This window comes from Streptomyces sp. CLV115, from assembly GCF_038448545.1.
In the GTDB taxonomy this organism is placed as follows: domain Bacteria; phylum Actinomycetota; class Actinomycetes; order Streptomycetales; family Streptomycetaceae; genus Streptomyces; species Streptomyces sanglieri.
Genome location: NZ_JBCEWQ010000076.1, coordinates 15,528 through 41,635 on the forward strand (window position 1 = coordinate 15,528; position 26,108 = coordinate 41,635).

At 70.3% G+C, this 26,108-nt stretch carries 28 protein-coding genes and 2 pseudogenes; 10 read left to right on the forward strand and 20 right to left on the reverse strand.

All coding sequences use genetic code 11. The annotated features are described in order from the left end of the window. Positions 1-116 precede the first annotated feature (116 nt). Positions 117-1,667, reverse strand: coding sequence for an FMN-binding glutamate synthase family protein (locus AADR41_RS24465; RefSeq protein WP_342283547.1), 1,551 nt, complete (start codon positions 1,665-1,667; stop codon positions 117-119). Positions 1,668-1,989: 322 nt separating this feature from the next. Beyond that, complete coding sequence (gene thpR, locus AADR41_RS24470) at positions 1,990-2,616, reverse strand: RNA 2',3'-cyclic phosphodiesterase (protein WP_342283548.1); 627 nt, start codon at positions 2,614-2,616, stop codon at positions 1,990-1,992. Between the two features lie 190 nt (positions 2,617-2,806). Between thpR and AADR41_RS24475 the strand changes: the two genes are divergently transcribed. Further along, positions 2,807-3,520: a GNAT family N-acetyltransferase gene (locus tag AADR41_RS24475; RefSeq protein WP_342283549.1), complete on the forward strand. Its 714-nt coding sequence runs from the start codon at positions 2,807-2,809 to the stop codon at positions 3,518-3,520. A 395-nt stretch (positions 3,521-3,915) separates the two neighbouring features. Here the strand turns inward: AADR41_RS24475 and AADR41_RS24480 are convergent, their stop codons facing one another. The 3 genes from AADR41_RS24480 to AADR41_RS24490 form a co-directional block, all read right to left on the reverse strand. Continuing rightward, positions 3,916-4,833 carry an aminoglycoside phosphotransferase family protein gene (locus AADR41_RS24480; RefSeq protein ID WP_342283550.1) on the reverse strand — a complete coding sequence of 306 codons (918 nt, stop codon included), beginning with the start codon at positions 4,831-4,833 and terminating at the stop codon, positions 3,916-3,918. Positions 4,834-5,329: 496 nt separating this feature from the next. Beyond that, complete coding sequence (locus AADR41_RS24485; RefSeq protein WP_342283551.1) at positions 5,330-5,746, reverse strand: hypothetical protein; 417 nt, start codon at positions 5,744-5,746, stop codon at positions 5,330-5,332. 47 nt (positions 5,747-5,793) lie between these two features. After that, positions 5,794-6,189: a nuclear transport factor 2 family protein gene (locus AADR41_RS24490; protein ID WP_342283552.1), complete on the reverse strand. Its 396-nt coding sequence runs from the start codon at positions 6,187-6,189 to the stop codon at positions 5,794-5,796. A 125-nt stretch (positions 6,190-6,314) separates the two neighbouring features. Between AADR41_RS24490 and AADR41_RS24495 the strand changes: the two genes are divergently transcribed. Further along, a complete protein-coding gene (locus AADR41_RS24495) occupies positions 6,315-6,881 on the forward strand; it encodes a TetR/AcrR family transcriptional regulator (RefSeq protein ID WP_342283553.1) in 567 nt (188 codons plus the stop codon). Positions 6,882-6,975: 94 nt separating this feature from the next. On the opposite strand, the gene AADR41_RS24500 is transcribed toward AADR41_RS24495, so the two are convergent. The 3 genes from AADR41_RS24500 to AADR41_RS24510 are packed head-to-tail and all read right to left on the reverse strand — an operon-like array spanning position 6,976 to position 8,912. Further along, the gene (locus AADR41_RS24500) at positions 6,976-7,725 is read right to left on the reverse strand and encodes an SDR family NAD(P)-dependent oxidoreductase (RefSeq protein WP_342283554.1); all 750 of its coding nucleotides are present in this window, start codon (positions 7,723-7,725) and stop codon (positions 6,976-6,978) included. Beyond that, complete coding sequence (locus tag AADR41_RS24505) at positions 7,722-8,402, reverse strand: SgcJ/EcaC family oxidoreductase (protein WP_342283555.1); 681 nt, start codon at positions 8,400-8,402, stop codon at positions 7,722-7,724. The genes AADR41_RS24500 and AADR41_RS24505 overlap by 4 nt, the downstream gene beginning before the upstream one ends. Before the next feature lie 60 nt (positions 8,403-8,462). Further along, positions 8,463-8,912 carry an SgcJ/EcaC family oxidoreductase gene (locus tag AADR41_RS24510; protein ID WP_342283556.1) on the reverse strand — a complete coding sequence of 150 codons (450 nt, stop codon included), beginning with the start codon at positions 8,910-8,912 and terminating at the stop codon, positions 8,463-8,465. Between the two features lie 3 nt (positions 8,913-8,915). Here AADR41_RS24510 and AADR41_RS24515 point away from each other — a divergent pair, with 3 nt between their 5' ends. Beyond that, complete coding sequence (locus AADR41_RS24515; RefSeq protein ID WP_342283557.1) at positions 8,916-9,365, forward strand: MarR family winged helix-turn-helix transcriptional regulator; 450 nt, start codon at positions 8,916-8,918, stop codon at positions 9,363-9,365. A 644-nt stretch (positions 9,366-10,009) separates the two neighbouring features. Here AADR41_RS24515 and AADR41_RS24520 read toward each other — a convergent pair. Continuing rightward, positions 10,010-11,920 (reverse strand): SMI1/KNR4 family protein, encoded by a 1,911-nt coding sequence (locus AADR41_RS24520; RefSeq protein ID WP_342283558.1) that lies wholly within the window; start codon positions 11,918-11,920, stop codon positions 10,010-10,012. A 113-nt stretch (positions 11,921-12,033) separates the two neighbouring features. Continuing rightward, positions 12,034-13,548, reverse strand: coding sequence for a multicopper oxidase family protein (locus tag AADR41_RS24525; protein WP_342283559.1), 1,515 nt, complete (start codon positions 13,546-13,548; stop codon positions 12,034-12,036). Positions 13,549-14,063: 515 nt separating this feature from the next. On the opposite strand from AADR41_RS24525, the gene AADR41_RS24530 reads away from it, so the two are divergent. Together AADR41_RS24530 and AADR41_RS24535 are read left to right on the forward strand one after the other, a co-directional pair. Then, a complete protein-coding gene (locus AADR41_RS24530) occupies positions 14,064-14,693 on the forward strand; it encodes an RNA polymerase sigma factor (protein ID WP_342283560.1) in 630 nt (209 codons plus the stop codon). Next, a complete protein-coding gene (locus tag AADR41_RS24535) occupies positions 14,683-15,147 on the forward strand; it encodes a hypothetical protein (RefSeq protein ID WP_342283561.1) in 465 nt (154 codons plus the stop codon). Before AADR41_RS24530 ends, AADR41_RS24535 begins: the two co-directional genes overlap by 11 nt. A gap of 66 nt (positions 15,148-15,213) precedes the next feature. Here AADR41_RS24535 and AADR41_RS24540 read toward each other — a convergent pair whose 3' ends face one another. Then, on the reverse strand, positions 15,214-15,873 hold the full coding sequence (locus AADR41_RS24540; RefSeq protein ID WP_342283562.1) for an MSMEG_1061 family FMN-dependent PPOX-type flavoprotein: 660 nt from the start codon (positions 15,871-15,873) through the stop codon (positions 15,214-15,216). Between the two features lie 151 nt (positions 15,874-16,024). After that, the gene (locus AADR41_RS24545) at positions 16,025-16,936 is read right to left on the reverse strand and encodes an alpha/beta hydrolase family protein (protein ID WP_342283563.1); all 912 of its coding nucleotides are present in this window, start codon (positions 16,934-16,936) and stop codon (positions 16,025-16,027) included. Positions 16,937-17,039: 103 nt separating this feature from the next. On the opposite strand from AADR41_RS24545, the gene AADR41_RS24550 reads away from it, so the two are divergent. After that, positions 17,040-17,609 carry a TetR/AcrR family transcriptional regulator gene (locus tag AADR41_RS24550; RefSeq protein ID WP_342283564.1) on the forward strand — a complete coding sequence of 190 codons (570 nt, stop codon included), beginning with the start codon at positions 17,040-17,042 and terminating at the stop codon, positions 17,607-17,609. Between the two features lie 299 nt (positions 17,610-17,908). Here AADR41_RS24550 and AADR41_RS24555 read toward each other — a convergent pair whose 3' ends face one another. The 3 genes from AADR41_RS24555 to AADR41_RS24565 form a co-directional block, all read right to left on the reverse strand. Then, positions 17,909-18,295 (reverse strand): nuclear transport factor 2 family protein, encoded by a 387-nt coding sequence (locus AADR41_RS24555; protein WP_342283565.1) that lies wholly within the window; start codon positions 18,293-18,295, stop codon positions 17,909-17,911. Positions 18,296-18,383: 88 nt separating this feature from the next. Then, positions 18,384-18,767: a VOC family protein gene (locus tag AADR41_RS24560; RefSeq protein ID WP_342283566.1), complete on the reverse strand. Its 384-nt coding sequence runs from the start codon at positions 18,765-18,767 to the stop codon at positions 18,384-18,386. A 211-nt stretch (positions 18,768-18,978) separates the two neighbouring features. Beyond that, positions 18,979-19,539 (reverse strand): hypothetical protein, encoded by a 561-nt coding sequence (locus tag AADR41_RS24565; protein ID WP_342283567.1) that lies wholly within the window; start codon positions 19,537-19,539, stop codon positions 18,979-18,981. Between the two features lie 194 nt (positions 19,540-19,733). Here AADR41_RS24565 and AADR41_RS24570 point away from each other — a divergent pair, with 194 nt between their 5' ends. After that, a complete protein-coding gene (locus AADR41_RS24570; protein ID WP_342283568.1) occupies positions 19,734-20,309 on the forward strand; it encodes an SMI1/KNR4 family protein in 576 nt (191 codons plus the stop codon). Positions 20,310-20,347: 38 nt separating this feature from the next. Here the strand turns inward: AADR41_RS24570 and AADR41_RS24575 are convergent, their stop codons facing one another. The 4 genes and pseudogenes from AADR41_RS24575 to AADR41_RS24590 form a co-directional block, all read right to left on the reverse strand. Then, positions 20,348-20,620: a hypothetical protein gene (locus tag AADR41_RS24575; protein WP_124723134.1), complete on the reverse strand. Its 273-nt coding sequence runs from the start codon at positions 20,618-20,620 to the stop codon at positions 20,348-20,350. Continuing rightward, positions 20,617-20,892: a hypothetical protein gene (locus AADR41_RS24580; RefSeq protein WP_124723133.1), complete on the reverse strand. Its 276-nt coding sequence runs from the start codon at positions 20,890-20,892 to the stop codon at positions 20,617-20,619. The genes AADR41_RS24575 and AADR41_RS24580 overlap by 4 nt, the downstream gene beginning before the upstream one ends. A gap of 222 nt (positions 20,893-21,114) precedes the next feature. Beyond that, positions 21,115-21,432 (reverse strand): annotated as a pseudogene (locus AADR41_RS24585) (MFS transporter); the annotation flags it as partial. A 32-nt stretch (positions 21,433-21,464) separates the two neighbouring features. Then, positions 21,465-21,639: pseudogene (locus AADR41_RS24590) on the reverse strand (transcriptional regulator); the annotation flags it as partial. 121 nt (positions 21,640-21,760) lie between these two features. On the opposite strand from AADR41_RS24590, the gene AADR41_RS24595 reads away from it, so the two are divergent. Then, positions 21,761-22,330, forward strand: coding sequence for a TetR/AcrR family transcriptional regulator (locus tag AADR41_RS24595; RefSeq protein WP_342283569.1), 570 nt, complete (start codon positions 21,761-21,763; stop codon positions 22,328-22,330). 101 nt (positions 22,331-22,431) lie between these two features. Then, the gene (locus tag AADR41_RS24600; protein WP_342283570.1) at positions 22,432-23,610 is read left to right on the forward strand and encodes a GDSL-type esterase/lipase family protein; all 1,179 of its coding nucleotides are present in this window, start codon (positions 22,432-22,434) and stop codon (positions 23,608-23,610) included. Between the two features lie 47 nt (positions 23,611-23,657). Here AADR41_RS24600 and AADR41_RS24605 read toward each other — a convergent pair whose 3' ends face one another. Further along, on the reverse strand, positions 23,658-24,167 hold the full coding sequence (locus tag AADR41_RS24605) for a hypothetical protein (RefSeq protein WP_342283571.1): 510 nt from the start codon (positions 24,165-24,167) through the stop codon (positions 23,658-23,660). A 426-nt stretch (positions 24,168-24,593) separates the two neighbouring features. Here AADR41_RS24605 and AADR41_RS24610 point away from each other — a divergent pair, with 426 nt between their 5' ends. Continuing rightward, a complete protein-coding gene (locus tag AADR41_RS24610) occupies positions 24,594-26,060 on the forward strand; it encodes an FAD-dependent monooxygenase (protein WP_342283572.1) in 1,467 nt (488 codons plus the stop codon). Positions 26,061-26,108: the final 48 nt, after the last annotated feature.

The following is a 26,108-nucleotide window of genomic DNA, read 5'->3' on the forward strand; positions in this document are numbered from 1 at the left end:
GGCACAGACCCCGCCGAGGTCACAAACGTCCTGGGCTGAGCACGCGTCACGCATCACGCGTCACGCGCCACTCATCACCCGCCACGCATCACGCGTCACGCGTCACGCGCCACGCGTCACTCACCGTTGGCAGGCTTCTGGAGAGGCGCCGGTTCGGTGGTGAGCAGTGCGGTGATCTGCTGGGCGAGTTCTGGGCCGAGTTCGCCCCAGCCGTCCTTGTAGCCGTAGACGCTCGCCAGGGTGCGGGCGTCGTAGTCGCCGTTCATGATCTCGATGTCGGTGGTGGTGATGAGTGCCGGGTGGGCGACGCCGACAGCTCCCGAGACCTTCAGCAGCTCCTTGCGCAGGGTGCGCAGGTAGACAGCGGCCCGGGTGGCCTTCGAGGGCGCGTCGACACCGCGCACCAGCCACGGGTTCTGGGTGGCGATGCCGGTGGGGCACTTGTCGGTGTGGCACTTCTGGGCCTGGATGCAGCCGATGGACAGCATCGCCTCGCGGGCGACGTTGATCATGTCGACACCCAGGGCGAAGGCGACGGCGGCGTTCTCGGGCAGGCCCAGCTTGCCGGATCCGATGAAGGTGAGGTCGTCGGTGAGCCCCCGCTCCGCGAACGTGCTGTAGACGCGGGAGAAGCCCATCCGGAACGGCAGCGACACCGAGTCGGTGAAGATCAGGGGGGCCGCTCCGGTGCCGCCCTCGCCACCGTCGATGGTCACGAAGTCGACCCCGCGGTCGCCACGCGCCATCAGCATGGCCAGCTCTTCCCAGAAGCTCATCTCCCCCACCGCGCTCTTGATCCCGACCGGCAGACCGGTCTCGGCAGCGATCAGCTCCACGAAGTCGAGCATCGAGTCGACGTCGTGGAACGCGGTGTGCCGGGAGGGGGAGGCACAGTCCTTGCCGGCCGGGATGCCGCGGATCTCGGCGATCTCGGGGGTCACCTTCGCGCCCGGCAGCATCCCGCCGAGCCCCGGCTTGGCGCCCTGGGAGAGCTTGATCTCGATCGCCTTGACCGGGGCGCCCGCGACCACGTCCTTGAGCTTGTCGAGGCTGAAGGTGCCGTCCTCGTTGCGGCAGCCGAAGTACGACGTCCCGATCTGGAGGATGAGGTCACCGCCGTTGCGGTGGTACGGCGAGAGGCCGCCCTCGCCCGTGTTCTGCATCGCGCCGGCCAGCGCCGCGCCCTTGTTGAGCGCGGTGATGGCCGCGCCGGACAGCGATCCGAAGCTCATCGCCGAGATGTTCACGACGCTCGCCGGCCGGAAGGCCTTGGCGCGCCCGCGCGGTCCGCCCAGCACCTTGGCCGAGGGCAGCGGGGCCTGCGGGTCGTGCAGATCGGGCAGCGTGCCGGCGAACGTCCGCTGCTTCACGTACGCGTGCCCTTGCACGTGCTCGACGTCCACGTCGGTTCCGAACCCGAAGTAGTTGTTCTCCTCCTTCGCCGACGCGTAGATCCAGGTGCGCTGGTCGCGGCTGAAGGGGCGCTCTTCCTCGTTGGACGTCACGACGTACTGGCGCAGCTCCGGCCCGATCGTCTCCAGCAGGTACCGGGCGTGGCCGATCACGGGGAAGTTTCTGAGCAGTGCGTGCTTCTTCTGGACGAGGTCTCGGGCAGCCACCAGCGCCAATGCTGTCGCGGCGGCCGTCCCGATGCTCCGAGCGCGCATGAACGTTCCTCTCCTCGGTTGCTCGATACCCGACTCCGTCGCTGTGCGGCGGACGTCGTGGACGTTGGGCGGCGGACACGGCCAGGCAGGCATCGGCGTCCGACGACGAAACGCCACATGATGGTAGAGGTCTCGCGGCCGGGCGGACGGGGCAGGGTGTGAGTCCGGCCGCCTCTCCGGATCCCCCAGGGCCTGTTTCGCCCGGTGTCTCGGCCGGGCGGTCACCTCACCGGCCCGAAGGTGAACGGTGGCGGCGTCCGATCCGCCCGTCGGGCGCCGCCGCGGCCCGGGTACGGACGAACCCCGCGAGACGTCGAGGCGGTCACACGTCTCCGGGCCGCTGTCGGTCCGTTCCGGGTCCGGTGGGGTTCCCGTTGCCGAGGGGCCAGGCCTCGATGTCGCGGTAGTGGATCGGTCCCCGGCTGCGGCCGACGTTGCTCCCGACCAGGTGCAGACGTTCGGCGGGCCACTGACATCCGGCGAATCCGGCGAGCCCATCGGCGATTTCGCCTGCCGAGGATCGATCCCCTCGGCGGGCACGGGCCAACGTCAGATGGGGGCGCAGGGGGCGGTCCTCGAAGGCGACACCGCAGTTCTTGACGACGGCACGCACATCGGCCGCGAGCATGCGCAGCCCATCGAGGTCTCCGTCGATTCCGCTCCACAGCACCCGGTCGTCGAAGTTCCCGCTGCCGCGCAGTGCCAGACGGATCGGCCGGTGGTTCGCCGCGAGGCCGGCGAGAGGCGCGCGCAGCAGCGGAACCGTCTCGACCGGGAGCTCCCCGAGGAACGCCAGAGTGATGTGCCAGTCCTCGATGCGGTTCCATCGCATGCGAGGGTGCGTGCCATAGGCGGGCCGCAGTTCCCGGGCGAGTTCTTCTTTCGCGTGGTCGGGCGGGGCGAGCGCGATGAACACGCGAACAGTCGCGGGCTGAGTCTGATCGTTCACACCGGACTTCGTACCGCACCCGGTAGTGGGTGCGACGACCGGGTACGGGCAGGAGGGGCGCGGCTGGGCCCCACTAGAGTCCGATCGCGGACAACTGATCAGTGAGGCCTCCTCGCACCGGCCGCGGCATCCAGGCGCCGCGTCGTACGGCAGGGTGCCGCCTCACGCTCGACACGGAGGGCACAGCACCATGAAGGGCAGCAACGCTGTCGTACTCGACGACCCGGTGGGCGCGTCGCTCCGGGGCCACCACGCGCACCTCGCCCGTGGACACGGCCGGGCCGTCACCTACCTTCCGGAAGTCGCGACCTTCTCCGCGGTGCCCGCCGAACCGGGGCCGGCGGAGTGGGCCGAACTCACCCGGCTGCTGGGGCCGGGTGGGTTCGCGGACATGTTCCTCTGCCCGTCGATCCCTCCGTCGCACTGGGAGCCCGTCTTCGTCCTCGAAGGGCGCCAGATGATCCGGCCGGGCGCCGGCTCGCCCGTTCCTTCCCCGGCCGAGTCCAGAACCGACGTGGTCGAACTGGGCCCGGTCGATGTGCCCGAGATGCTCGATCTGGCCGGGCGAACCCAACCGGGGCCGTTCTGGGCACGTACCCCCGAACTCGGCACCTACCTCGGCATCCGCGACAACGGCACGCTGGTGGCGATGGCGGGGGAACGGCTCCGGCCCCCGGGATGGACCGAGATCAGCGCGGTCTGCACCGCCCCCGAAGCCCGCGGGCGAGGCCATGCCGCCCGTCTGGTCGGCGCGCTCGCCGCGCGGATCGTGGCCCGGCACCAGCGCCCCTTCCTGCACGTGGCCGACAGCAACACCGCCGCCATCGCGCTCTACGAACGTCTGGGCTTCGAGACCCGCAAGACGGTGACGTTCCGCGGGTTCCGCACCCCGGCCGATTCGTAGCGCCCGTGCTCAGACGGACCGAGCTCCCGGGGCGTGCGGCCCACACTGGCGGCTCGTGCAGCAGGTGCTCAAGCTGCTCAAGCCCAGTGAGCGAGGCCGGGGTGAGCACGTGTGCAGCAGCTCACCGGGCGGTGAACTGCTGCTGCTCGTACGGTCGGACGTGGGCGCCCTGACAGGACGGTGCTTCCGGGTCGGCCCTGCGGCCACTTCGCACGTTCCGCAGGGCCGATCCGCCTGCCGGGAGCAGAGCACCGCGGGGCTCGGCCCGCGGCGTCCTGGGGTGTGACCGAGATACGCGCCAAAAGGGCAACGGGATGATGTTGAAGCCCTGATCCGCTCGGGTTTACGTGCGGCGACGGGCAGCGGGTTTCCCGCCGCCGGGTCAAGGGCGTGATTCAGCGGCCGGCCGTTGCGACGAGGCGTCGCAGCGTGGCGTGGGCGGGCGGGCCCCAGGTGGGCTTGCCTCCGGGACGGCCGTGGACGCCGGCGTCTCCGATGAGGATGCAGGAGAGGGCGCGCAGCACCGCCCAGCCGCGGGCGCGGCGCAAGGTCGCGGCGTCCGGGGCCGGCTGGTAGGCCTCATAGAAGCGGTCGGCGGCGCCGTCCGGCAGCAGTACCCAAGGGGCGGCGAGGTCGCAGGCCGGATCGCCCGCGCAGAGGTCGCCGAAGTCGATCACGCCGCAGAAGGTGCCGTCCGCGGTGAGAACGTTGGCCGGGTGCAGGTCACCGTGGAGCCACAGTGCCGGGCCCGCCCAGTCGGGCGCGGCGGCGGCGTCCTCCCAGACCGCGCGGACGGCGTCCGGGTCGGGGATCAGCCCCAGCTCCGTGGCCGAGGCGAGCCCGTCGGCGAATCCGTCGGCGTGGTCGGCCAGCGGTCCGCCGCGGCCCCGGCCGGCGGGCGCCCCGTCGGGGGCCGGGCGATGAAGAGCCGTCAGGAAGGCGGCCAGGGTGTCGGCAGCCTCAGCAGGACGCGTGGCGGGGGCGCGGTCGGCCGGCTCGCCCGGTACCCAGGTGGTGACGATCCAGGGCCGCGGGAACCGTTCGGAGGGCTCGCCGAGACGTTGTGGGACAGGGACCGGCAACGGAAGGTGCGGGGCTAGGGCGGGCAGACAGGCGTGTTCCTTGCGCAGCAGCTCGTCCGCGGACTGTGTCGCCCAGGGCAACCGTACGGCGAGGTCGTCGCCGAGTCGCCACAGCTGGTTGTCCCAGCCACGCGCGCCGAGCTTCAAGGGCTGATCGGCCAGGTCGGGGTGCTGGTCGCGCAACAGGTCCCGGACCAACTCCGCGGTGATCTCGATCTCGGTGTGGGTCATGCAGAGCAACCGTAGTAGAACAGTGATCCACCGCTTATGACGCCCATCACTCTGCGCCACGCACACCAGGAGCTCCGCTTGTCCGTCCGGCGGGCATGAGATCGTCCGCCCGGTGAACGGGCCGGTCCAGACGCCTCGGGCGCGTAACGGGCCGGGTCCGGAGGTGCGACGGCGACTCCTTCTGTTGCCCGTCGATTCATTCGAACGGAGTGAGGGGCTCAGGGTGGACAGGGGGCGCCAAGGCTTGGAGCTGGTCTACGACGATCCGGGCTTCGACGATCCAGGCTTCGGCACTTGTCCGTCCGGCGTTTCAAGATCCGGCATTCCGGGGCCCCACGGACGAGGAGCGTGCGAGCGTCGCTCGTCAGCCCGGTGGAAAACCACCGGTCGTTGTCGCCTTCGAAGCGGACGCGGTTGACCAGGAACCTCAACCTCAACCTCAACCTCAACCTCAGCCTCAACCTCTACCTCTGCCTCTACCTCAACCTCTACCGCTTCACGCATTCCTGCCCGAGTCGCTGGAGGCGGTCACCCGGTGCCGGCCCGGCCACAGATCGTCATAGGCAGCGTCCATGAATTCGGCCTGTACCCCGCGCAGCGTGGCCGCGTCGGCAGCGCCGCCCCGGGCCGTTTCGGCAAGCCGGAACGCATAGCGGTAGGCAGCGCCACGCAGCGGCTCCGTCCTGGACGCCAGATCGATCTCTGCCTGCGCGAGCCACAGCTCCTCCACGAGTTCGTCGAGCCGGCCGCCCCGGCCCCCGTCGCCGTCCTGACCACTGTCGCCGTCCGAGCGGGCAAGCGCTGCCCTCTGCACCCGGGACGCGACGCCCAGGAACTTCAGGATCACGTCCTTGAGCTCGGCGCGATGCGCGGCCAACTGCTCGACTTCTCGATGCTGCGCCAACTCCTGCACGGCACGGCCGACCAATCGACCGACCGACCGTATGCGACCCGCATACGTCAGCCCGGCTCTCCTCCTCCGGCGCTGGGGACCCCCAAGCTGTCCATGTAGTCGCGGGCCCGCGTGATCAGTCCGCTGCGAACGTGAAGAATCAGAAGACCGGGGACGGTGAAGTCGGTGTGTCCGGTCGGCAACGTTCCCAGCACGACGTGTTCGGCGATGATCACTTCCGGATCGGTGGTCTCGTAGACCGCGATCTTCCTGACCTCCTGGACCCGGACAGGACTTGCACCCCAGGCCGCCCCGTATCCCGCGCGCACCGCCTCGCGTCCCTCGTAACGCGGAGGGAACCCGGTAGAGGTGAACGGGAACTCATGCACCGCGTCCACGGCATAGAGATCGGCGAGATCGTCTGCGGACTTGTCGAGCATGGCCTGGTAGTAGCGGTTCAGCACCTCGCGAGGGGTGCGAGGACCAGGTGTATCCACATGCGGCACAGGGACTCCATTCGCTCAACACTCGTTGAGCCACTCACCGTAGGGTCGACGGACGGTTCGGTCAACGGCTGTAAAGTGAATCGGTGTCCACTCCTCGCCAGTCCCGCGCCGACCGCCGCCGAGCGACCGAGGCGCGCATTCTCGACGGCGCCCGGGAGCTGTTCGCCGAGAAGGGATTCGACCGCACCACCATCCGCGCCGTGGCGACTGCGTCGAGCGTCGACCCCGCTCTGGTCATGCAGTACTTCGGCTCGAAGCGCGAGCTTTTCAACCAAGCCATGCAGGCGTTTCCCGCACTGCCGGAAACCACTGACACCGACCTGCTCGTCGATCAGCTGCTGGCCACGCTCGGCCTCAAGCTCGGCGGCCTTCCCGAGGGCACGCTGGCGATGATTCGCTCCATGCTCACCGACCCGGCAGCAGCCGATCACGTCCGCGCCACCCTTGGCCGGCAGATCGACAGCGTCAGCGCCGCTCTGCCCGCGACCGAGGACGCCGAGCTGCGCGCCGCACTGTTCGTCACCGCCTTGCTGGGTGTCACCATCGGCCACCAGTTCCTCGGCCTGGCCGCTCTTCGCGACATCCCGGCCGACCGCGTCGCCGCCCTGCTGCGCCCGGCGTTCAAGGCCCTGGCAGGACCTGCGGGCTGAAAGTGGCGGCGCCGCCGAAAACCGGTGCGCTCATGCGATCCCGCCTTGAGGGGGCACCCGTTCTGAGCCCCCTTGTTCGTGTGGCTGCGCGGTGTCAGTGGTCGCTTCCGAGTACGCCGAGGACGGTCCTGCGCGGCAGGGCACGCATCGCTGCGGCGAAGAGGGTGTTCTTCCTCCCCGAGATCACGGTCGGCCGTCGGCGCTGTCGCAGCGCTGTCAGTGCCGCTGCCACGACCTGTTCCGGGGTCTGCACCAATGCCTCCGGTACCCCTTCGCCGGTGTGCGGCTGGGATGCGGTGGACGTCATGCCGGGGCACAGATTGACGACGTAGACGCCGCGGTCCTTGTGCTCGTGCCACAACGATTCCGAGAACGAGGTCACGAAGGCCTTGGTGGCGCTGTAGACACTCAGGTTCGGCATGGGCGCGAACGCCAGTGTGGAGGACACGTTCAGCAGCACGTCGCCCGCCCGGGCCCCGGCGAGGAAGGCGTGGGCGAGGGCGACCACGGCGTCGCAGTTCAGCCGCATCATGGCCGCCGCGCTCGCCACGGGCACATCCGTGAAGGGACCGGAGGTCGCCGTGCCGGCGTTGTTGACCAGAAGGTGGAAGCGACCCTGCTCGACTTCGCGGCCGACGCGCTCGATGCCTTCGGGCGTGGCCAGGTCCGCGACGAGGGCGCGGTGTACGGGGCCGAGTCCGGCCGTGAGGGAACGCAGCCGGTCCTCGTTGCGGGCGACGGCGGTCACCGCGTACCCGTCAGCGGCGAGCCTTCGGGCGAAGGCCCGCCCGATGCCCTCACTGGCTCCGGTGACCAGGGCTCGGCGCCGCGGCGGCGCGGTCACTTCTCGGCCTCGGGCCTGGTGTCGAGGGAGAAGATGAACGAGACCCGCTCCATCACCGACTGGCGCTGGGTGTTGTGGAACGCAGCGATGCGCCATTCGCCGTCCGTTTCGCGGACCAGCGTGTAGGTCTGGATCTTGGACAGTTCGTCCGGCTCGTCGCCGGTGTACGTGTCGCCGCGGCTGGTGACCACGGCGGTGTCCGGGGAGAGGAACCGGACGTCGAGGAAGGAGTCGGCCAGCTTGCTGCCGTCGAGGAACCCGTCGAACAGGGCCCGGTGGGCGTCGGTGATGTCCTTGCGGCCCGTGTAGTGGGTGCCGACGAAGGTGGTGTAGGTGGCGTTCTCCGTGAACTTCTTGCCGTAGGCGTCGGCATCGTTGCGATCCCAGGCATCGGTCATGGAGTCCAGCACCCCGCAGATCGCCGCGTGATCCTTCTCGGCCTGCCCCTTCGTCTGGGCGGCCGTGGCCACAGGGGTGACGCGGGTGCATTCGGCCTGGCCGGTGCTGTGCACGTCGGACGTTGCGTCAAGCCAGAGAAAGCCGCCGCAGGCGACCCCGGCCAGCGCCAGGGCGGAGTATCCGAGCATGCGCTTGACGCGGCGCCGGCGTGGCCGGGAACTCTTCTCGGGGGCCGGGTCGCTCGCGATCGGGGCGGCAGGTAATTGACGGGTCGTCATGGGTGATCACTCGGGCTTTCCGCGGCCGGGGGCCGCATCATTGTGGTGAGGGAGGGTGGGTTACTTCTGGGCGGCCGGGACCAGGCCCGGGGCCGTCCTGAACGAGATCGCTTCCAGCAGCGGCTTGCGCCTGGTGTTGTGGAAGGCGGCGATGCGCCATTCCCCGTCCGCCTCGCGCACCAGCGTGTAGGTCTGGATCTTCGTGAGCCGCTGCGGCCGGCTGCCCCTGTAGGTGTCGCCGCGGCCCGTGACCACGGCCGTGTCCGGCCCGTGGAAGCGGACGTCCAGGACCTCGTCGGCGAGCCGGGTCCCCTTCAGGTGCTTCTCGAACAGCGTGCGGTGGCTCTCCACGATGTCGGCGCGCCCTTGGTAGTAGGTGCCGACGAAGGTGATGTACGTGGCATCGGCGGTGAACCGGGCGCCGTATGCCTGCGCGTCATGGCGTTGCCACGCGTCGATCAGCGAGGCGATCACCGCTCTGACCGCGGCCGTCTCCTCGGTGGTAGTCACGCCGTGGGGCTGCACGCCTTGGCCGGTGCCGAGGCCGCGGGGCTACAGGCCGGCGAGTGGTACGCGCTGAGCGAGATCACGCTCGCGGGCGGCATGACCTCGGGGGAACTGGCGACCCGCACCGGTCTCACGACGGGTGCCACCACCCGCCTGATCGACCGGCTGGAGCGCGCCGGCCATGTACACCGCGCCGCCGACCCGGCCGACCGCCGCCGGGTCGTGGTCGAGGCATCGGCCGACAGCCTCCCCGACATCGACGACGTGGTCGGCCCCGCCCGCCGGCGCATCGCCGAGGTCCTCAACCGCTACACACCCGAGCAGCGCGAACTCCTCTTCGACTACTTCGCCCACGCCGCGCCCGCCTACCGTGCGGCCACCGACGAGATCCGCGCGGCGGCCACCCGGCGCCGCAAGCCGGGAAGAAAGCCGAGCACACCGCCGGCGGCCCCGTGACCGCTCCCCCGGCCGCCCCATGGGGCCCGGATGCCGGACGGAGGCTCCGGCCGGTGCCGCTCAGGGCGCGTCGGGACCGGCTGCCGGGCGCGGCAACAACGGTCGATCGGGCCGCACGGCAGGGCCGCGCCGCGTACCGGCAGAGGGCCGCGCCATGTACCGGCAGGTGGAGTCCTGTTCACGCTGTTTCGTGGTGGAGGGAGCCCGGGCCGTCAGTTCGTCAGCGCCTGACCGCGCTGCGCGACGCGGGTCTGGTCAGCGCCCAGCGTCGGCCGTTCCGTCCTCCACGCCCGCACCGCGACCGCCGAGACCCTCCTCGAAGCGACCTCCGACCGAAACGATCCGAGGCCCTCCCCCCGGCGGGGGGAAGGGCCTCGTGAGTGAGCGCTGGGCAGGCCTTGCACCTGCATTTCCCCGCAGGAAGCGGGGCGTCTTTCCTTGGACGACCAACGCGAGGTCATCCGCCGTGTGTTGCGGCGAACTCTCAAGATCAACTGTACCTCATGATCCAGGGCGGCGGCGACGGCAGCGGCATCAGGTGCAGAAGCGGCGGCGGCAGCGGTGGCGGCAGCAGCAACAACGGCGTCGGAAAGCTGGAGCAGCGTCGGAATCCGCCGTCCGCCGCGGCGGCCGCTCGCGACCGGTCACCGCCCCGCGAAGCGGATGTAGGCATGGGCGAACCCCTCGCCCGGGCGCGGCGCCCGGGTCCAGGAGGTGGTGGTGAAGGTGTGGAGCCTGCCCCGGCTCAGCGCGAAGCGCGGGAGCGAGAGCCCGAGCTCTGCGTGCAGGGCCTCCAGGAAACGCCGTTCGCGGTCCGGCTCGGTGTCTTCCGGGCGGAACAGCCGTACGGGGTCCAGGGCCCCGGGTATCGCGCCGGAGCGCTGGATCTCCGTGCCCCGCACGGTGAACGCGTAGCTCTCCTCGCCCCGTTCGGCCACCGACAGGTGGAACGCGGCCGGGTGGTCACCCGGGGACGACGTATGCCTCGGGTCGCGCCACACCACCACCGCGCGGCCGGACGCGGAGGCGGCCGGAGCGGGCGACAGGAACAGCTCGTTCAGGTGGCAGAAGTGGCCCTCGAAGGCGAAGGCCCACGCTTCCACGGTGCGGCCGACGGCGACCACGGCCCGGTCCTCCCAGAGTTCCACGCCCTCCCTCTCGTGAGGTCTGGGCGCCCGCCAGGACGCCTTGCCCGGTTCCGTGGGCGCGCCGAGTACGGCGCCTTCCTCGCCGATCAGATCGGGCAGACGGGACGGGTCGGCTCCCTCGACCCAGACGCAGCGGTATCCGTCGAGCAACCACCGGTTCGCCGCGGGCTCCATCAGCCAGGCGAGCCCCGGCGGGTCGAGATCGGGCACCGGACCGGGAGCGGAGCCCGTCTCCCCGGCCCGCGGGGTCGCGAGGATCTCCCGCCCTCGCTCCGGCGTGATCAGCGGGCCCAGGACGGGATCGGCGAGCAGGCCGATCGGGGCGATCAGCGAGGGTCCTGGCGCCTCCCACAGCGGGAGCGCGTCCCGCAACACCCGCCATGCGGCGTCGGTCGCCCCCCAGCGGGCCGACTCCCGGGCCCCGGCGACGGCCCGGCCCCATGCGCCGGGAGGCGCGTAGCAGTGCGTGCCGTCCCGCATCGTGCTCAGTACGGTTTCCGCGGTCTTCCGGGCGGCCCCACGGGCGGCCATCATCCCGAGCCAGTGGTCGTCACCGCCCAGCCGCCATGCGCCACGGGCCGGTTCCATGGCCTCCACGGGCAGGATCTCGGGCAGGTAGCGCGGGTCGGCGACCAGATTGCCGTACCCCCAGGAGCTGTGCGGAGCCAGCAGATGCCGGATCTGGTTCAGCAGGACGGCGCTCCGTGGCCGTCCGAAGGACAGCGCTTCCTCCAGCAGGGGCAGGGCCTCCTCGTGACGTCCGCGCAGGGCGAGCAGACGGGCTGCTTCCACATGGCCGTCCTGGGCGCGCGTGGTCGCGTTCTCGAAGTCGGGTCTCTCCACCCGGACGGAGTGGAAGCCGCGGTACATGGCCTCCATGTACGCGCGGAACGACGGATACCGGTCCGGCAGCTCACCGCCCCAGCCCTTGTAGACGTAGAGCGCCCATTCGCCGTCCTGGTCGCTGTCGCCCGGGTCGAGCAGGGCGTACGACAGGTCGGAGTCCGTCTCCAGCTGTAGCGCCCGCTGCCACATGCCGGCCAGCAGGACGTCCTCCTCGCGCGGGTTGTCGCCCAGATTCTCCTCATACATCGGGGTCATGTCGTACGGATCCTGGAACCAGTTGATGTCCGCGGCGCCGCCGAGCTGGTAGATCCCGGCCGTCTGGTCCACGTGCCACCCGTCGCTCACGGACAGGAACTCCCGGTACGAGGGCGGCAGCCGCCGCCCCAGCCGCTCCTCGGCCGCAGCGATCGCCGCCTCGTCCGCCCCGGGCCTGCCCAGAGGGGCGACGGTCTGACCGCCGTCCTCGCTCCCGTACCCGTCCTCATCCTCGTCCTCGCGCGGAACCCACTCCTCCTGCCAACGTCCCAGGAACTCGTGCCAGTTGAAAGAATCGCCGCTCATGTCCGGATGATGTCATCCGGCACTGACAACTCCGTCGGCCCTGTTCGCACGCGGCTGCTCCTCCGCCGCCCCGGCAGCGTGACCAACCCCGAAGGACTTCGGGAGCCAACCGCTCAGTGCCCCGCGTGTGAGTGCGGTGCGCGCACCTTGCCCGCCTTCTCGCCCTTCTCGACGACCACGAACTGCCCCATCATTCCCAGGTCCTCGTGGTACAGCAGATGGCAGTGGTACATGTACGGAGTGTCCGGGTCCGCCGGCCCGTCGAAGCGCATCGCCAGCTTCACCGTCGTGTTCCCCGGGACGAAGACCGTGTCCTTCGCGCCGCGCAGCTCGGCCGGCGGCTCCTCGCCGTTCACCTCCAGCACCCGGAACTGCACATCGTGGATGTGGAAGTTGTGCGGCGTGCTGTGCTCGTTGCGCACGGTCCAGGTCTCGGCGGTACCGCGGGTGACCGTCTCGTCGATCCGGCCCATCTGCATCTTCTTGCCGTTGATGCCGGAGGTGCGCAGTCCGAAGAACCGTCCGCGTACCGAGTCCGACCCGTCCGGAACCTCCAGCTCGCCCAGCCTGGCGGGCAGTTCGGGTGAGGTCCGCAGGGTCTTCTCCGCCCGCAGCTGCAGTACGTCGAAGGAGTCGTCGCCGCCCGCGAAGCGCTTCGACCAGAAGTCCCCGTAGGAGTCGTTCGGGAAGCTGCGCAGAGTGGTCCTCTCGCCCGGCTTCACCCGCACCACGATCTCGGCCCGTTCACCGGGCGACATCCGGATCCGGTTCATCCGGGTCGCCTTCTCCAGCAGCCCGCCGTCCGTCCCGATGAGCGCGAACTCCCGGTCGTCGGAGAATCCGAAGTTGTATATGCGCGCGGTCGAGGCATTGAGCAGCCGCAGCCGTACGAGCTCGTCGCCGACCTCCTTGTACGGGTCGAGGGTGCCGTTGACCATCGTCCGGTTCCCGAGGAACCCGGTGTCCGACAGTATTTTGTGCCCGTGGTCAAACTTCGCCCCGTCGAACTTCACGTCCTGGACGATGACCGGCAGATCGTCGACTCCGTACTTCTTGGGCAGTGCGAGACGGTCGGACTTCTCGTCGTCGAGGAGGAACATCCCGGCCAGCCCCCGCTGCACGTGCTTCTCCGTGCTGCCGTGCGGATGCGGGTGGTACCAGAGGGTCGCGGCCGGCTGGTTCACGGTCCAGTGCGGGGTCCAGGCAGCGCCGGGGGCGACCATCTGGTGCGGGCCACCGTCCATCTTCGCGGGCAGGTGCATCCCGTGCCAGTGCACGGTGGACTCCTCCCCCAGCGCGTTCCTGATTCTCACCCGGACCTTCTCGCCGCGCTCGGCACGCAGCGTCGGTCCCAGGTAATCCCCGTTGAAGCCCCAGGTCGGCGTCTTCTGCCCGGTCCTGAACTCCTTCTCCCCGGCCCGCATCGTCAGATCGAAGACCCGGGTCCCATCACTCTGCACCGTCGATTTCGCCGGCGGCGGCACCGCCATCTCGTTGCTGAAGTCGGTTGAGCCGACGGTGGACACCTTGGCGTCGGAGTACAGCCACAGGGCGCCGCCGCCGAGCGCGAGGCCGATGACGACAGCGATCACCGTGAGAGTGATGAGGACGCGCTTGAGGCGGGACATGACTCCAGCGTCCCGGTGGGCGCTCGCGCCGACATCGGGGATGGCCCCCAGCAGCCCCCCACGCGACTCCCGTGTTCCTCGGGGATTTCCCGGCCGTCCGCGGTGGCAGCGGCGGCAACCGTGCCCGCACCGCGGCATGGCCGCACCCCGGCGGGTTCAGCCGGGTCATCGCCCTACTGTCCGGCTTCACGCAGATGCCGGCCGGCAACCCGTAACCCGAACTCGTCCCCGGCGTTCCCTGCGTTCACCGCAAGCCGCAAGCCGCAAGCCGCAAGCCGCAAGCCGCACCGGATTCTCCTCCCCGAACCACCGGTTCGCGGAAGACCGAACCACCGGTTCACGGAAGGGCGAATCCTTTCGCCCCCGCCGCGCCTCTCATATGCGTGCGGACGACCGCGTCCGCCCTGCACCCCACCGGGAGGAACCCATGACCGCCCTCGTCATCGCCGCCGCGGCCACCGCGCTGCTGCTGTGCGCGTGCACTGTCACGCTGCTGCGCCGCCGGAGGCGTCAGCGTGGCTGACCACACCTGGCCCGGCGCGACCCTGGTCGGCGCGGCGCAACGCGGCGACGTCGAGGCGCTCACCGCGTTGGTGTACGGCTCCTACCCGCACGTGCACCGGTTCGCGCACACGCTGTGCGCCTCACCGCAGGACGCCGAGGATGCCGCCCAGGAGGCGCTGATCATCCTCTACCGCAAGATCGGCATGCTGCGCGCCTCCGGGGCGCTGGCATCGTGGATGTTCCGGATCGTCCGCAACGAGTGCCTGCGGCGCACCCGCGCCGTGCTCCGTCGCGGACCGGCCGACGAACCCGGCGGGCTCGGAGCATCGGGCCGGTTCGACGGGGCCGGCACGTCCGGCACATTCGGCACGTTCGGTGGCGCCGCGCGATCCGCCGAGGAGGACGTCCTGCTGCGCCTGGAGGCCGAACGCGTCGCGGCTGCCGTCGCCGCCCTGCCCGAGGACCAGCGGCAGGTACTGGTCATGCGGGACGTCCAGGGACTGCCCGGACGCACCGTCGCCGACCGGCTCGGGCTGAGCACCGCGGCGATGAAGTCCCGTCTGCACCGGGCCCGTTCGGCGGTGCGCGAGACGCTGCTGGACGATCCGGCCGGGACGGGAGGTACCCACGATGACACCTGACCCGACCACGAGGACACGCACCGCCACGCCCGGTTCCGGACCTGGTTCCACGCCCGACTCCCTGTCCAGGTCTGGTTCCACGCCCGACTCCCTGTCCGGGTCTGGTTCCACGCCCGACTTCCCACCCGGCTCCCTGCCCGGTTCCGGACCTGGCGCCGTCGGCGCGCGCAAGGCGGTGGCGCGCGGTGGCTTCGCCGGCGACACCGTTCCGCGCCATCTGGCCCGTGGCGCCGTCGGGTTCGGCGCGCTGGCCGGATCCCTGGCCCTGTTACCGGTCGTCGGGCCGGTGAGCCTTCTGCTCGCCCCGGTCGGCCTGGTCGCGCTGCGCGGCTGCCCGATGTGCTGGGTGATCGGCCTCGCGGAGACCGTCTCGGCGGGGCGGCTGCGTCGGTCCTGCACGGAGGGGAGGTGCGAGCTGAACCGTGCCAGGCCTTACGGACCGGCCCATGATTGATCCCGGGGCGACGCGCCGGCCTGCGGGTTCGGCGGGCCGGTGGTCCAGCGCTCGCCGGACGGCCCGTTACTCGTACCGGTACTTCAGCGAGTCCGCCTCCACCTGCTCGATGTCGGCGATCGTCAGCTCCGGCATCCGCAGCTGGGCCAGCGTCACCTCGGCCGAGGTCGGCTGGGCGTCCGCCGGCAGCCACTGCTCCGGCTTCCAGGCCCCGCTGCGCAGCAGCGATTTGGGGCAGTGCGGGTAGACCTCCTCGATACCCAGCACCAGCGCGCTGGCCGGCGGTTTTCCCACGGCGGTCAGCTGTGACAGCAGCTCCGGGCGGGTGGAGACGACGGCCCGGCCGTTCACCCGCAGGGTGGTGGTCCGCCCCGGGATGATGAACAGCAGCCCGGCCCGTCCGGTGGCGATGACGTTCTGCAGGGTGTCCAGCCGCTTGTTGCCGGTCGCGTCGGGTATCGCCACCGTCCGTTCGTCCAGAACGGCGACGAACCCGGCGGGGCCGCCGCGCGGCGAGACGTCGCAGTTGCCCTCGGCGTCCGCACTGGCGACCAGGACCAGCGGTGAGCAGCCGATCAACCGCCGGGTCTGGTCGGTGAGTTCGGTCATCTGCTTGCGCATGGCCGCGTCGCTGGGAAGTGCGTAGGTCCGGCGCAGCGTCTCTTGGTCGGTTACGGCGTCGAGGCGGAGCGAGTCGAAGGCACTGCCGGCAAGGGGTGTCGTCATGCCTCCGACCCTAGCGAGCCGGCCTGCGGTTGATCTTGGCCGGTGGGTCCGGGCGTCACGGGCGAGTCGGCGCGGTCAGTCGCGGTTGATGTGAACCGGTGGGACCGCGCCGTCCGCCCCTGGCCCGGTCGGCAGCGCGGGCCGGCCGCGGTCACTTGCCGGAGATGCTCCACGTGCTGTCGCCGGCCTCGGTGGCGTTGTTGAGGGCGTGCCACGCGGCGCTGTTGAGCTTGAAGGCGTCGAGGAGGTAGGCGGATATCGCGTCGGCGACGAGGGCGACGCGGGCGGGGTCCTCGTCGGTGGTCTCGGCTGCCATCTCGCCGGCGATGCCGCCCAGGGTGTGCTCGCCCTCGGCGATGGTGAGCAGACTCTTCGGGGACGGGCCGAGGTGGTAGGCGTCGGTGAACCACTCCGGGCCGCGCGTGGAGAGCTGGGACCGGTCCTTGCCGCCCGCGACGACCAGGGCCGGGGTGGTCATGGTGGAGTAGTCCGGCCTCATGAACGGGAGGTGCTCGGCGGCGAACGGGGTGAGGCTGTCGCCGGTCCCGGTCGCGGCGATCAGCGCGCCGGCCGCGACCGCGGGGTGGGCGAAGTTCTCTCCGGGCATGCCCTCGGCGTCGAGCACGCGTGCGCCGAGGAGCGCGCCGGCACTCTGGGCGCCCCAGGAGTGGCCGACGACCGCGATGCGCTCACGGTCGACACGGGTCTCCAGGCCGCCGGCCTGGCGGAGGATGTCGTCGAGGCCGTCGAGGACCGCGTGGAGGTCGGCGATCCGGACGCGCCAGACGGTGGCGAAGCGCGGGTCGTCCCACCCGAGACCGTTGCGGCGGGAGTCCAGGTGGGTGGGCTGCACGACGACGAACCCGGCTGCGGCCCATCGGTCGACGAGTGGCTCGTATCCGTCCAGGGACCACGCGTTGCCGTGGGAGAACAGGATGAGGGGCAGGTTCTGGCCCGAGAGCGGGGCGGTGACCTTCACCTGTAGGTCGATGCCGCGGCCGGGCGCGGGAACGGTGATGGGCTTGACCGCGACGATCCGCTGGTCGAGGTGGCTGGAAGACATGGGGGGACCTGTCCTTTCTCCACGGGAGCGCTCTGCCGTACTTTGGCGGAGCACCGTTCCGCCACTTTAGCGGAACATTGTTCCGCGAAAAAAGGAGGCCCTCGTGCCGGAGACGGTCGGAGTGCGCCAAGCACAGGCGCAACGCACCCGCGGCGGTGTGCTGGCGGCCGCAGCGGCGGTCTTCGTGGATCAGGGCGTCCAAGCCCCCATCCGCGACATCGCCGAACGCGCCGGCGTCGGCGTCGGCACGATCTATCGCCACTTCCCGACCCGGGCGGACCTCGTCACCGCCGTCTACCGGCACCAGATCGACACCTGCGCCGCACTCGCGCCCCGGCTCCTGGAGGATTCGGCCTCCCCGTTCACCGCGCTGACCCTATGGGTGGACGCGTTCGTGGAGTTCCTGGTGACCAAGCACGGCCTCGGCGCCGCGCTGGGGTCGGCCGATGCAGGGCTGGAGAACCTCCACAGCCTCATGCTCGACACGCTGGTTCCGGCCTGCGCGACCCTGCTCGACGCCTGCGCTACCGACGGCGAACTCAGCCCCGGCCTCACCGCCTACACGCTCATGCGGGCCATCGGAAACCTGTGCATCACAGGCCCCGACTACGAACAGGCCGACGCCAAGCGCATGGTCGCCACCCTCCTCGCCGGATGCCGCCGCACGGCATAGCGACAGGACCCGGCCCCATGGCCGCAGGTGCGGGTGCGAGTACGGGTGCGGTGCGGGTACGGGCCGCAGGTGCGGGTACGGGCCGCGGGTGCGGGTGCGGGTGCGGGTACGGGGTGCGAGTGCGGACGCGCTGGGGGCGTGGGAGCAGTCTGCTGGAGGTTCTCCCGCTGCCCATCGGGCATGAGACGCTCCGTCATTCCCGTGCCCGTGCCCGTGCCCGTGCCCGCGCCCGTGCTGCCCGTACCCATGCCCGTGCCCGTGCCCGTGCCAACGGACGACCACCGCCCCGAGATTCGCCGTCACATGCTGTCGGGCGGGATGGGTGTGGCCTGGTGGTAGTACATCTGCCACGTTGCGGCCGGACCCTGCTTGCGCCAGAGCGAGCTCCGCCGCGCCCGCTCTCCGTCCGACGTGGTCTCGTAGGTGAGGTGCACCAGTCCGGGCGCCAGCAGGACACCGGTGAAGTTCGAGGGCACGTAGCGCGGACCGCCTTCCGCCGCACCGTCCAGCTCGGGCAGCGCGGCAAGCATCTCGTCGTACGTCCACCGCCGCCCCGAAGCACCGACCTCCACGAAGTCCGGGTCCATCAGCTGTCGGGCAAGCGTGCGTGACATGCGCACGCTGGGATCCATGAGACGCAGCTCACCTGCGATCGCTTCGCGTACCTCTTCTGTCTCTCGGCTCATACGGGCATCTTCGCCCAGGTGACCACACCCGTCGCAACCGAGTTGTCACGCACAGGGCACGGCTCGGCTTCCGAGCCGTCCCGGACTCTCAGGGAGACATCGCGGCGCGATCGGACTCACTGCGAAGGACACAGAATTCATTGCCTTCAGGATCGGCGAGGACGGCCCAGCCCGCGCCGTCGGACTCCCTGCGATCCGCGACCAAGGTGGCTCCGAGATTCAGCAGCCGCTCGATCTCCTCCTCGCGCGAGGTCGTCGGGCGCAGGCACAAGTGGATCCGGTTCTTGATCGTCTTCGGCTCCGGCACCTGGTTGAAGTACAGCAGCGGACCCTCCGGAAGGGTCACCTGGGTCTCCCTGCTGCCCCGCCTGTCCTCCGGGTGCAGCGGGCAACCGGTCACCTCGCTCCAGAACCGAGCCAGCTCATAGGCATCCGAACAGTCGATCGCCACGTTCTGCACTACCGAAACCATGCAGCTCAGCCTGCCTGAGCACCGCTCCGTTCGCTACCAGAACCGCGGCCGAACGTCGCGAAGTGCTCCCGAGGGCGTTTGACGCCGATCTCGGGATCGGCCATGTCGAGCCGCTTTTCCAATGCTCTGCCGCCGGCGCGGGACCACACCCTGCGCAGGATCCGACCGGCCCACGCACCATCGGGGGCGGCTCCGCGCACGGCGCGGGGATTCAGTCGGTGATGTACCAGTTGTTCCCGAGGTACTCCAGTGTGCAGCTGCCGAGTTCGGTCTCGGAGAAGGTGACGGAGGCTCTGACCGCTTCGGTCGGCATCTCGATCTTGTCGGGTGTGCTCACGATGATGCGCTGCGGGTCGATTGTCGCGGTTTGCAGGGCCTTCTTCTGCACGGGCGAGATCATCTGGAACACGACGGGGTACGTCGACGTGCACGGGCCGAGCCCTTCGTCCTGCGCCTTCTTCGCGGCGGGCCCGGCCACATCGCAGACCGTGTCGAGGTCCTCACGGCCCACGGCGTGGAGGTACTGCTCGTACCGCTGGATCGCGCCCTGCGTCGTCCGGGGCGCGGGCCGGTCGCCGGTCTCGGTGGCCGGCGGCTTCTCGGTCCGCGCCGATGCGGACGGCGTGGCCGACGGCTCCTTCGCCCCGGTGGACGCGGACGGCTGCGAGGCCCTCGCGTCCGTGTCCTCCTTCGCCTTCTCCGGACCGCACGCGCACGCCACCAGCACCACGCAGGCCGACACCGCCGCGCTCACAATCGTCCGCGCCTTCATCCGGTCCCCTCGGTCACATCACCAGCCGACAACACATCAAGACATCAAGACGCCACGCAGGATCCGGGCGAACGGTTCCCGAGCCGGTCCGGGCATCGTGGTCGGTGCCGCGCTCGTCGCGTCCGCGCATACGCGAAAGCCGCTGATCAGGCCCCGGGCTCGTGGCCGTCGGGCGCATGGGAAAGGATTCGGCAGTGAACAACGACTTCGAGGCGCTGGTCCGTCGGGTTGCGGCCGCATCTGCGGCAAGTGACCTCCTCCAGCCGCCGATTTCAGCCGCAGAACTGGCCGGGGCCGAGCGGGATCTGGGCTTTCGCCTGCATCCCCTGCTTGCCGCGCTCTACCGGAAGGCGGGGAACGGCGGCTTCGGCCCCGCGGACTCCGTGCTTCCGCTCCGCGGCGGCCCGGACGAGAACTGGGAGACGTCGGCCGTACAGGCTTACCAGGACAGGATTCCGCCGGAAGGAGCCGACACATGGTGGTCGTGGCCCAAAGGGGTGGTGCCTGTTCTCGACTGGGGCTGCGCAAGGTTCGCCTGCGTGGACTGTCACAGCGAGGACGGAACAGTTCTGCTCTTCGATCCCAATGCCATCGGTGACCAGGACCTGTCCAGGGCGTGGTTCGTGGCCGCGGGCAGTCTCGCCGAGTGGCTCGTGACCTGGCTGGACGAGCGAGGCCGGTACGAAGAGGACGCCGTCGACGGCGGTTTCGGCAGGACCCGCTGGGCGGACGCCGCCTCACGCATGCGGTCGGACCCGGCAGCCGGCTGACCGCCGCTCCGTTCCGCCCATGGGCCGAGCGGCTCGTGTCAGTGGAACCAGACCAGGACCGAGACGCGTATCTCCTTGGCTTCCCGCATGATCATGTACTCGATGATGACCGGTTCGCCGGGGACTTCCAGGGAGTACCGGACCTCGAAGTCGTCCATCGCGTCGCCGGGCGGTTTCCTGCCGAGGTTGATCGCACCACCGGCCTCGATGGCCAGGGCCCGCAGGAAGTTCGCCGTCTTCCTGCGGAGGTCGACGGGCATGTCGAGCACGGTCTGTGCCGGAATCTCCTCCGTCCAGACGGTCCAGCTCACCGCGGCTCGTCCACGAGCAGGTCGTCGACGGAGACGAGGGCGCGGCCGGCCGCGGCATTGGCCCGGCTCTGGACCGCGGCGGGCGCACGGTGCAGCATCGCCGTCTTCCACCAGCGGCGCATCACGCCCGGTACCTCGCCTTCTTCGGCGGCCAGGACCTCGGTGTAGAACCGGGCACGTTCGGCACCGGTCAATGCGTCACCGATCGCGTTGATGGTGTGCGGGACAGCGGTGACCCGGGGGCCTGCGGGGTGCTCGGGTTGAGCCGTCACAGATCTCTCCTTCGTTCTGCTGACCCGAGTGTCCTACGCCGGAGTCCGGATCGGGAACCGGGCCGGTGAACTCGCGCTCGGCGTCCGGATGCGCGCCGGGCCGCGCCCGGCCTGCGGATGGCCTGCGGGCAGCACGACGACCATGTCGTCCGGCCCGCTTCCCTCTGCCACAAGCAGGAGCCCCTGTGGGTCGCGAGAAGTACGGCGCCGGTCTCCGCCCGACTTCCGGCAGGGATTCAGGGATTTCGGGTGATCCGGCTCATCGGCCGGGGCGGCGGCACGCGGCGCCGCCCGACCCGGCGCTTGCTGGTCATGGTCGACATGACGGCGGTCATGGTGAGGAGGAGACCGGCGGCGGCGCAGAGCGGGGTGCGTACGTCGTAGATGGTGGCCGGCCGACCCGCCGAGGAAGGCGCCGAACGGGGCGGCGCACATGGCGAGCATGCGGGAGGTGGCGGCGACCCGGCCCATCAGGTGGGCGGGGACGGTCGCCTGTCGGAGGGAGGGTCCGAGCACCGTCGTGGCGCCCGTGCCCGCTCCGAACCCGGTCGGCAGCTTCCGGACGTCCGAGGTCACTCGGCGTCCCCCTCGGCCCGCTCGCGCGATGCCGGGTGGAACAGCGCGAAGACGAGTGAGGTGTCCGACAGCGACGGATCGGACAGCTCCCGGTACTCGTCCGCCAGTGCCTGCAACCGTGCCCCCCAGCTCCGCGAACTGCTCCTCGGTGAGCCGCAGGTGCGCCATCCTTCAGGCTCCTGGAATCGGCTGCCCAGCGCATGGGCCCCCACCTCGGGACCACCCGGCCGGCCCATTTGCCTATACCTTTTAGGCAAATGCATAATGGCTATCGCCGATCAGGAGGAACGTTATGGCCAGAGTGGGGTTGACCCCGGAGCGTCTGACGCTGGCGGGGGCGGAGCTGGCCGACGAGGTCGGCTTCGACCAAGTGACCGTTTCGGCGCTCGCCCGGCGGTTCGACGTGAAGGTCGCGAGTCTGTACTCACATCTGAAGAACTCCCAGGAACTCAAGACCAGGATCGCCCTGTTCGCCTTGGAGGAGCTCGCCGACCGGGTCGCCGACGCCGTGGCCGGGCGGGCCGGCAAGGACGCCCTGGCCGCCTTCGCGGATGCCTACCGCGATTACGCCCGGGAGCACCCCGGCCGGTACGCCGCCGCGCGGCTCCGGCTCGACCCCGAGACGGCGGCCGCCGGCGCCGGAGTGCGGCACGCGCAGATGACGCGGGCGATCCTGCGCGGCTACGACCTGACGGGGCCGGACCAGACGCACGCGGTCCGGATGCTGGGCAGCGTCTTCCACGGCTACGTCAGCCTGGAGCTGGCCGGAGGCTTCGAGCACAGCTCGCCGGACTCGCAGGAGTCCTGGCTCTGGATCGTGGACTCCCTCGACGCCCTGCTGCGGAACCGGGCCACCCCCTGACCACCGGGGTGCCACAGCGCCGGCGGCGGTCCGAGGCACCCCGCACCGGCTCATCCACAACATTCCGAGAATCCTGATCGACAGGCCGAGGCACTGAGGCAATGAACACCGGACACAACACGATCACCACACCTGTCACCACGGACCTCCTGCGCGGCTTCCTCGATGTGGAAACGACCGCGCACGGTCTGCTGCCGCACCGGCTGCCCGCCCGCGCACGCCGGCAGATCCCCGACGACCAACTGGCCGTGGCCGAGGCCCAGCCCTCCGGCGTACGGCTGGTCTTCCGCACCCGGGCCACCACGATCGAACTGGACACACTGCCCACCAAGCGGGTCTACCGAGGTCTCCCGGCCCCGGCGGACGGCGTGTACGACCTGCTGGTCGACGGCCGTCTCGCCGCCCGGGCCACGGTGACCGGCGGGAACGTACGCACGATCACCGACATGGTCACCCAGTCCTTCGAGCTCACGGAGGGACCGGCCGGCACCGCCCGGTTCACCGGTCTTCCGGCCGGTGACAAGGACATCGAGATCTGGCTCCCGCATACGGAGATCACCGAGCTGATCGCCCTGCGCACCGACGCCCCCGTCGAACAGGCGCCGGACAACGGGCGCCGGGTCTGGCTGCACCACGGCAGTTCCATCAGCCACGGCTCGAACGCCACTCGTCCGACCGCCATCTGGCCGGCCCTGGCAGCCGCCCGGGGCGGGGTGGAGCTGGTCAACATGGGGTTCGGCGGCGGCGCGCTGCTGGATCCGTTCACCGCCCGGGCGATGCGGGACGCGCCCGCGGACCTGATCAGCGTCAAGGCCGGCATCAATGTCGTCAACTCCGACGCGATGCGTCTGCGCGCCTTCGGCCCCGCGGTCCACGGCTTCCTCGACACCATCCGCGAGGGGCATCCGACCACTCCCCTGCTGGTCGTGTCCCCTGTCCTGTGTCCGGTCCAGGAGGACACCCCCGGCCCTCTCGCCCCCGACTTCGACGGCGGCACCCTGCGGTTCAGGGCGACCGGCGATCCCGCCGAACGCGCCGCCGGACGCCTGACGCTCAACGTCGTCCGGGCCGAACTCGCCCGGATCGTCGAGCAGCGGGCGGCCGACGACCCGAACCTGTACCACCTCGACGGCCGTGACCTGTACGGCGAGAAGGACTACGCCGAATTCCCGCTGCCCGACGAGGTCCACCCCGACCCGGCAGGACACCGCCGCATCGGCGAGAACTTCGCCCGGCTCGCGTTCGGCGACGGCGGCCCGTTCGCCGTCCGTACCGGCTGATGTCCCCGGCGGCCCTCGCCGGGAACGCGCCGCCACCGGCCACCGTTTCAGGTGACGCGGAGCCGCCGGAAACACGTGGTGCCCTGCTTGCCGTTCGGCTTCATCTCGCTGTGGATGAACAGTTCGGTGCGCTTGGTGCCGTTGTGGCACTTGCGGTCGGAGATCTTGATGACGAAGCCGTTGATGATGCCGTCGAAGTTCGTGCGGTGCCACTGAACGGCGTACGGCTTGCTCGCCCCGGCGTTGGGCAGCCAGCCCTTGCCGACCGCGCAGGTGTTCTTGACCTGGCCGGAGCCCGCCTTGTAGGTCTTGATCACCTTGTCCCGGCCGGGCGTGCGCTTGACCAGTTCGAGGCGGGAGTTGGTGACCGAACCCTTGTTGAAGCGCAGGTAGTAGGCATCGGTCACCCGGGCGGACGCCTGGGCGGATGTCTGGGCGGACGCGTTGGTCCCGGTGCGCGCCTGGGCCGGGGCGGCCGTGGTGGCGCTCAGGCCACCGACGAAGACCGCGGCGAGCGCGAGGGGGACGATGTGTGCGGACCGTACGTTCTTGCGCATGTGAGCACTCCTGTCTGATGTGTCGCTGTACGTGACTGCTGCGCCGGCAACACCGACCCTGCTGGCCGGGGGGACCGTCCAGCAAGGGATGTCCGCTGTCCCGGACAGTCCTCCGCTGTCCTTGCTGGTCACCACCGTTTCCCGGACAGAGACGGGGCGGTCGTGAGCCTGCTCGGCAGGACTTCCCGGGCGCGCTGCGACACCGTCGGCGAACGGAACGGTGCGTGATTGTCGGGCGATGAGGTACGGAGCGGCGCGTGCGAGGGGCACGGCCCCCTGCGCCGTCGGCACGGGGAACGACGACGAGTCGGCCTCCGGGGTCACCGGCCCGGAACGTACGGGCGCCTCCCTCGCTCCCCCATCCCCCATCCCCCATAGGCCCTGGCGCTTTGCGGTCGCTTAAGCCCGATGGCGGAGGCTGAGGCCATGTCTGATCCCATAGTCATCGTCGGTAGTGGCGCCGCCGGTCTGACGCTTGCGTGCGAGCTGGGGCTGGCCGGGGTTCCCACGGTCGTACTGGAACGTCGGTCCGAGCTCCTGGAGCGTTCCGGCGGCATGCTCCTCAACGCACACATCGCGGACTTCCTGCGCAAGAGAGGACTGGAGGAACGCTTCCGGACACCGGACACGCCCACCTGGGGGCGCAGTCACTTCGGTCTCGTCTACCGGGACATCGACGGCGAACTGGCCGAGACCGACTACGACTTGATCGTCCCGCAGTGGCGAAGCGAGCAGCTGCTGCGGGAGCGCGCCGTCGAGCTGGGTGTCGAGGTGCGGCTCGGCCAGGAAGTCATCGACATCGAGCAGGACGCGGACGGCGTGACGCTCACGGTGGTCTCGCCGGAGGGTTCCGGCACTCTGCGTGCCTCGTACGTCGTCGGGTGCGACGGTCCGCGGAGTCTGGTGGCCGAGGCGGCCGGCTTCGAGTTCGAGTCCCTCGCCCCTGCGTACTACGGGGTCATCGCCGATGTCGTCGTGGACGACGAGGCGCAGGCGCTGTTCAGGGCCGGCTCGTATCCGAGTGGTCAGTTCGGTGTGCTGCCGGTCAATCCGGCCGATCCGACCGAGGTCCGGTTGATGACGGTCGAGTTCTACCGTGAGCCTCCGTCCGACGGGGAGCCGCTCACCGTCGACGAGATCCGCTCCACGATCGAGCGGGTCACCGGGCAGGCGCCGGATCTGCGCGAGGTGCGCTGGATGACGCGGTACGGAAGCCCTACGCGGCTGGCCCGGAGCTATCGCCTGGGCCGGGTGTTCCTTGCCGGTGACGCCGCCCATCCGCATCCGCCGTCCTCCGGGCACGGGATGAACACCGCCGTGCACGATGCGGTGAACCTCGGCTGGAAGCTCGCCGGCACCGTGCACGGCTGGGCCCCTTCCGGATTGCTCGACTCGTACCACGACGAGCGGCACCCCGTGGGGAGACGTGCGTGCCGGCGGGCCCTGGCCCAGCTCCCGTTGCAGGCGCCGCTCGACCGGGCCGTTCCGCTGCGCGAGGTCTTCGCGGAGCTGCTGGAGTTCGACGTGGTCAACAAGTTCCTTTCGCAGTACGTCACTCGGGTGCGCTATCCCATGTCCGCCGGTGATTCGGCGGATCACGAGCTGCTCGGTGCCGTCCTGCCCGATACGACTCTGGTGACGTCGGCCGGTGCCGTGGCGACCCCGGAACTGTTCCGTTCCGGTCGAGGGGTCGTACTGGATCTCTCCGGTGACCGCGGCGTTTTGGACCTGTCGGCGTGGGCCGACCGGCTGGACGTGGTGGTGGCCGATCCCTGCAAGGAGCTCGGGGCCGATGTGATGCTGGTGCGTCCTGACGGGCATGTCGCCTGGCTCGGCACCGACGGCGTGCGTCACGACGAACTGCTCGCCGCTGTCAGGACCTGGTTCGGCTGAGACGAACACTCCGCGGCCGCCGGGCGGGACCGATTCTCGGTCCCGCCC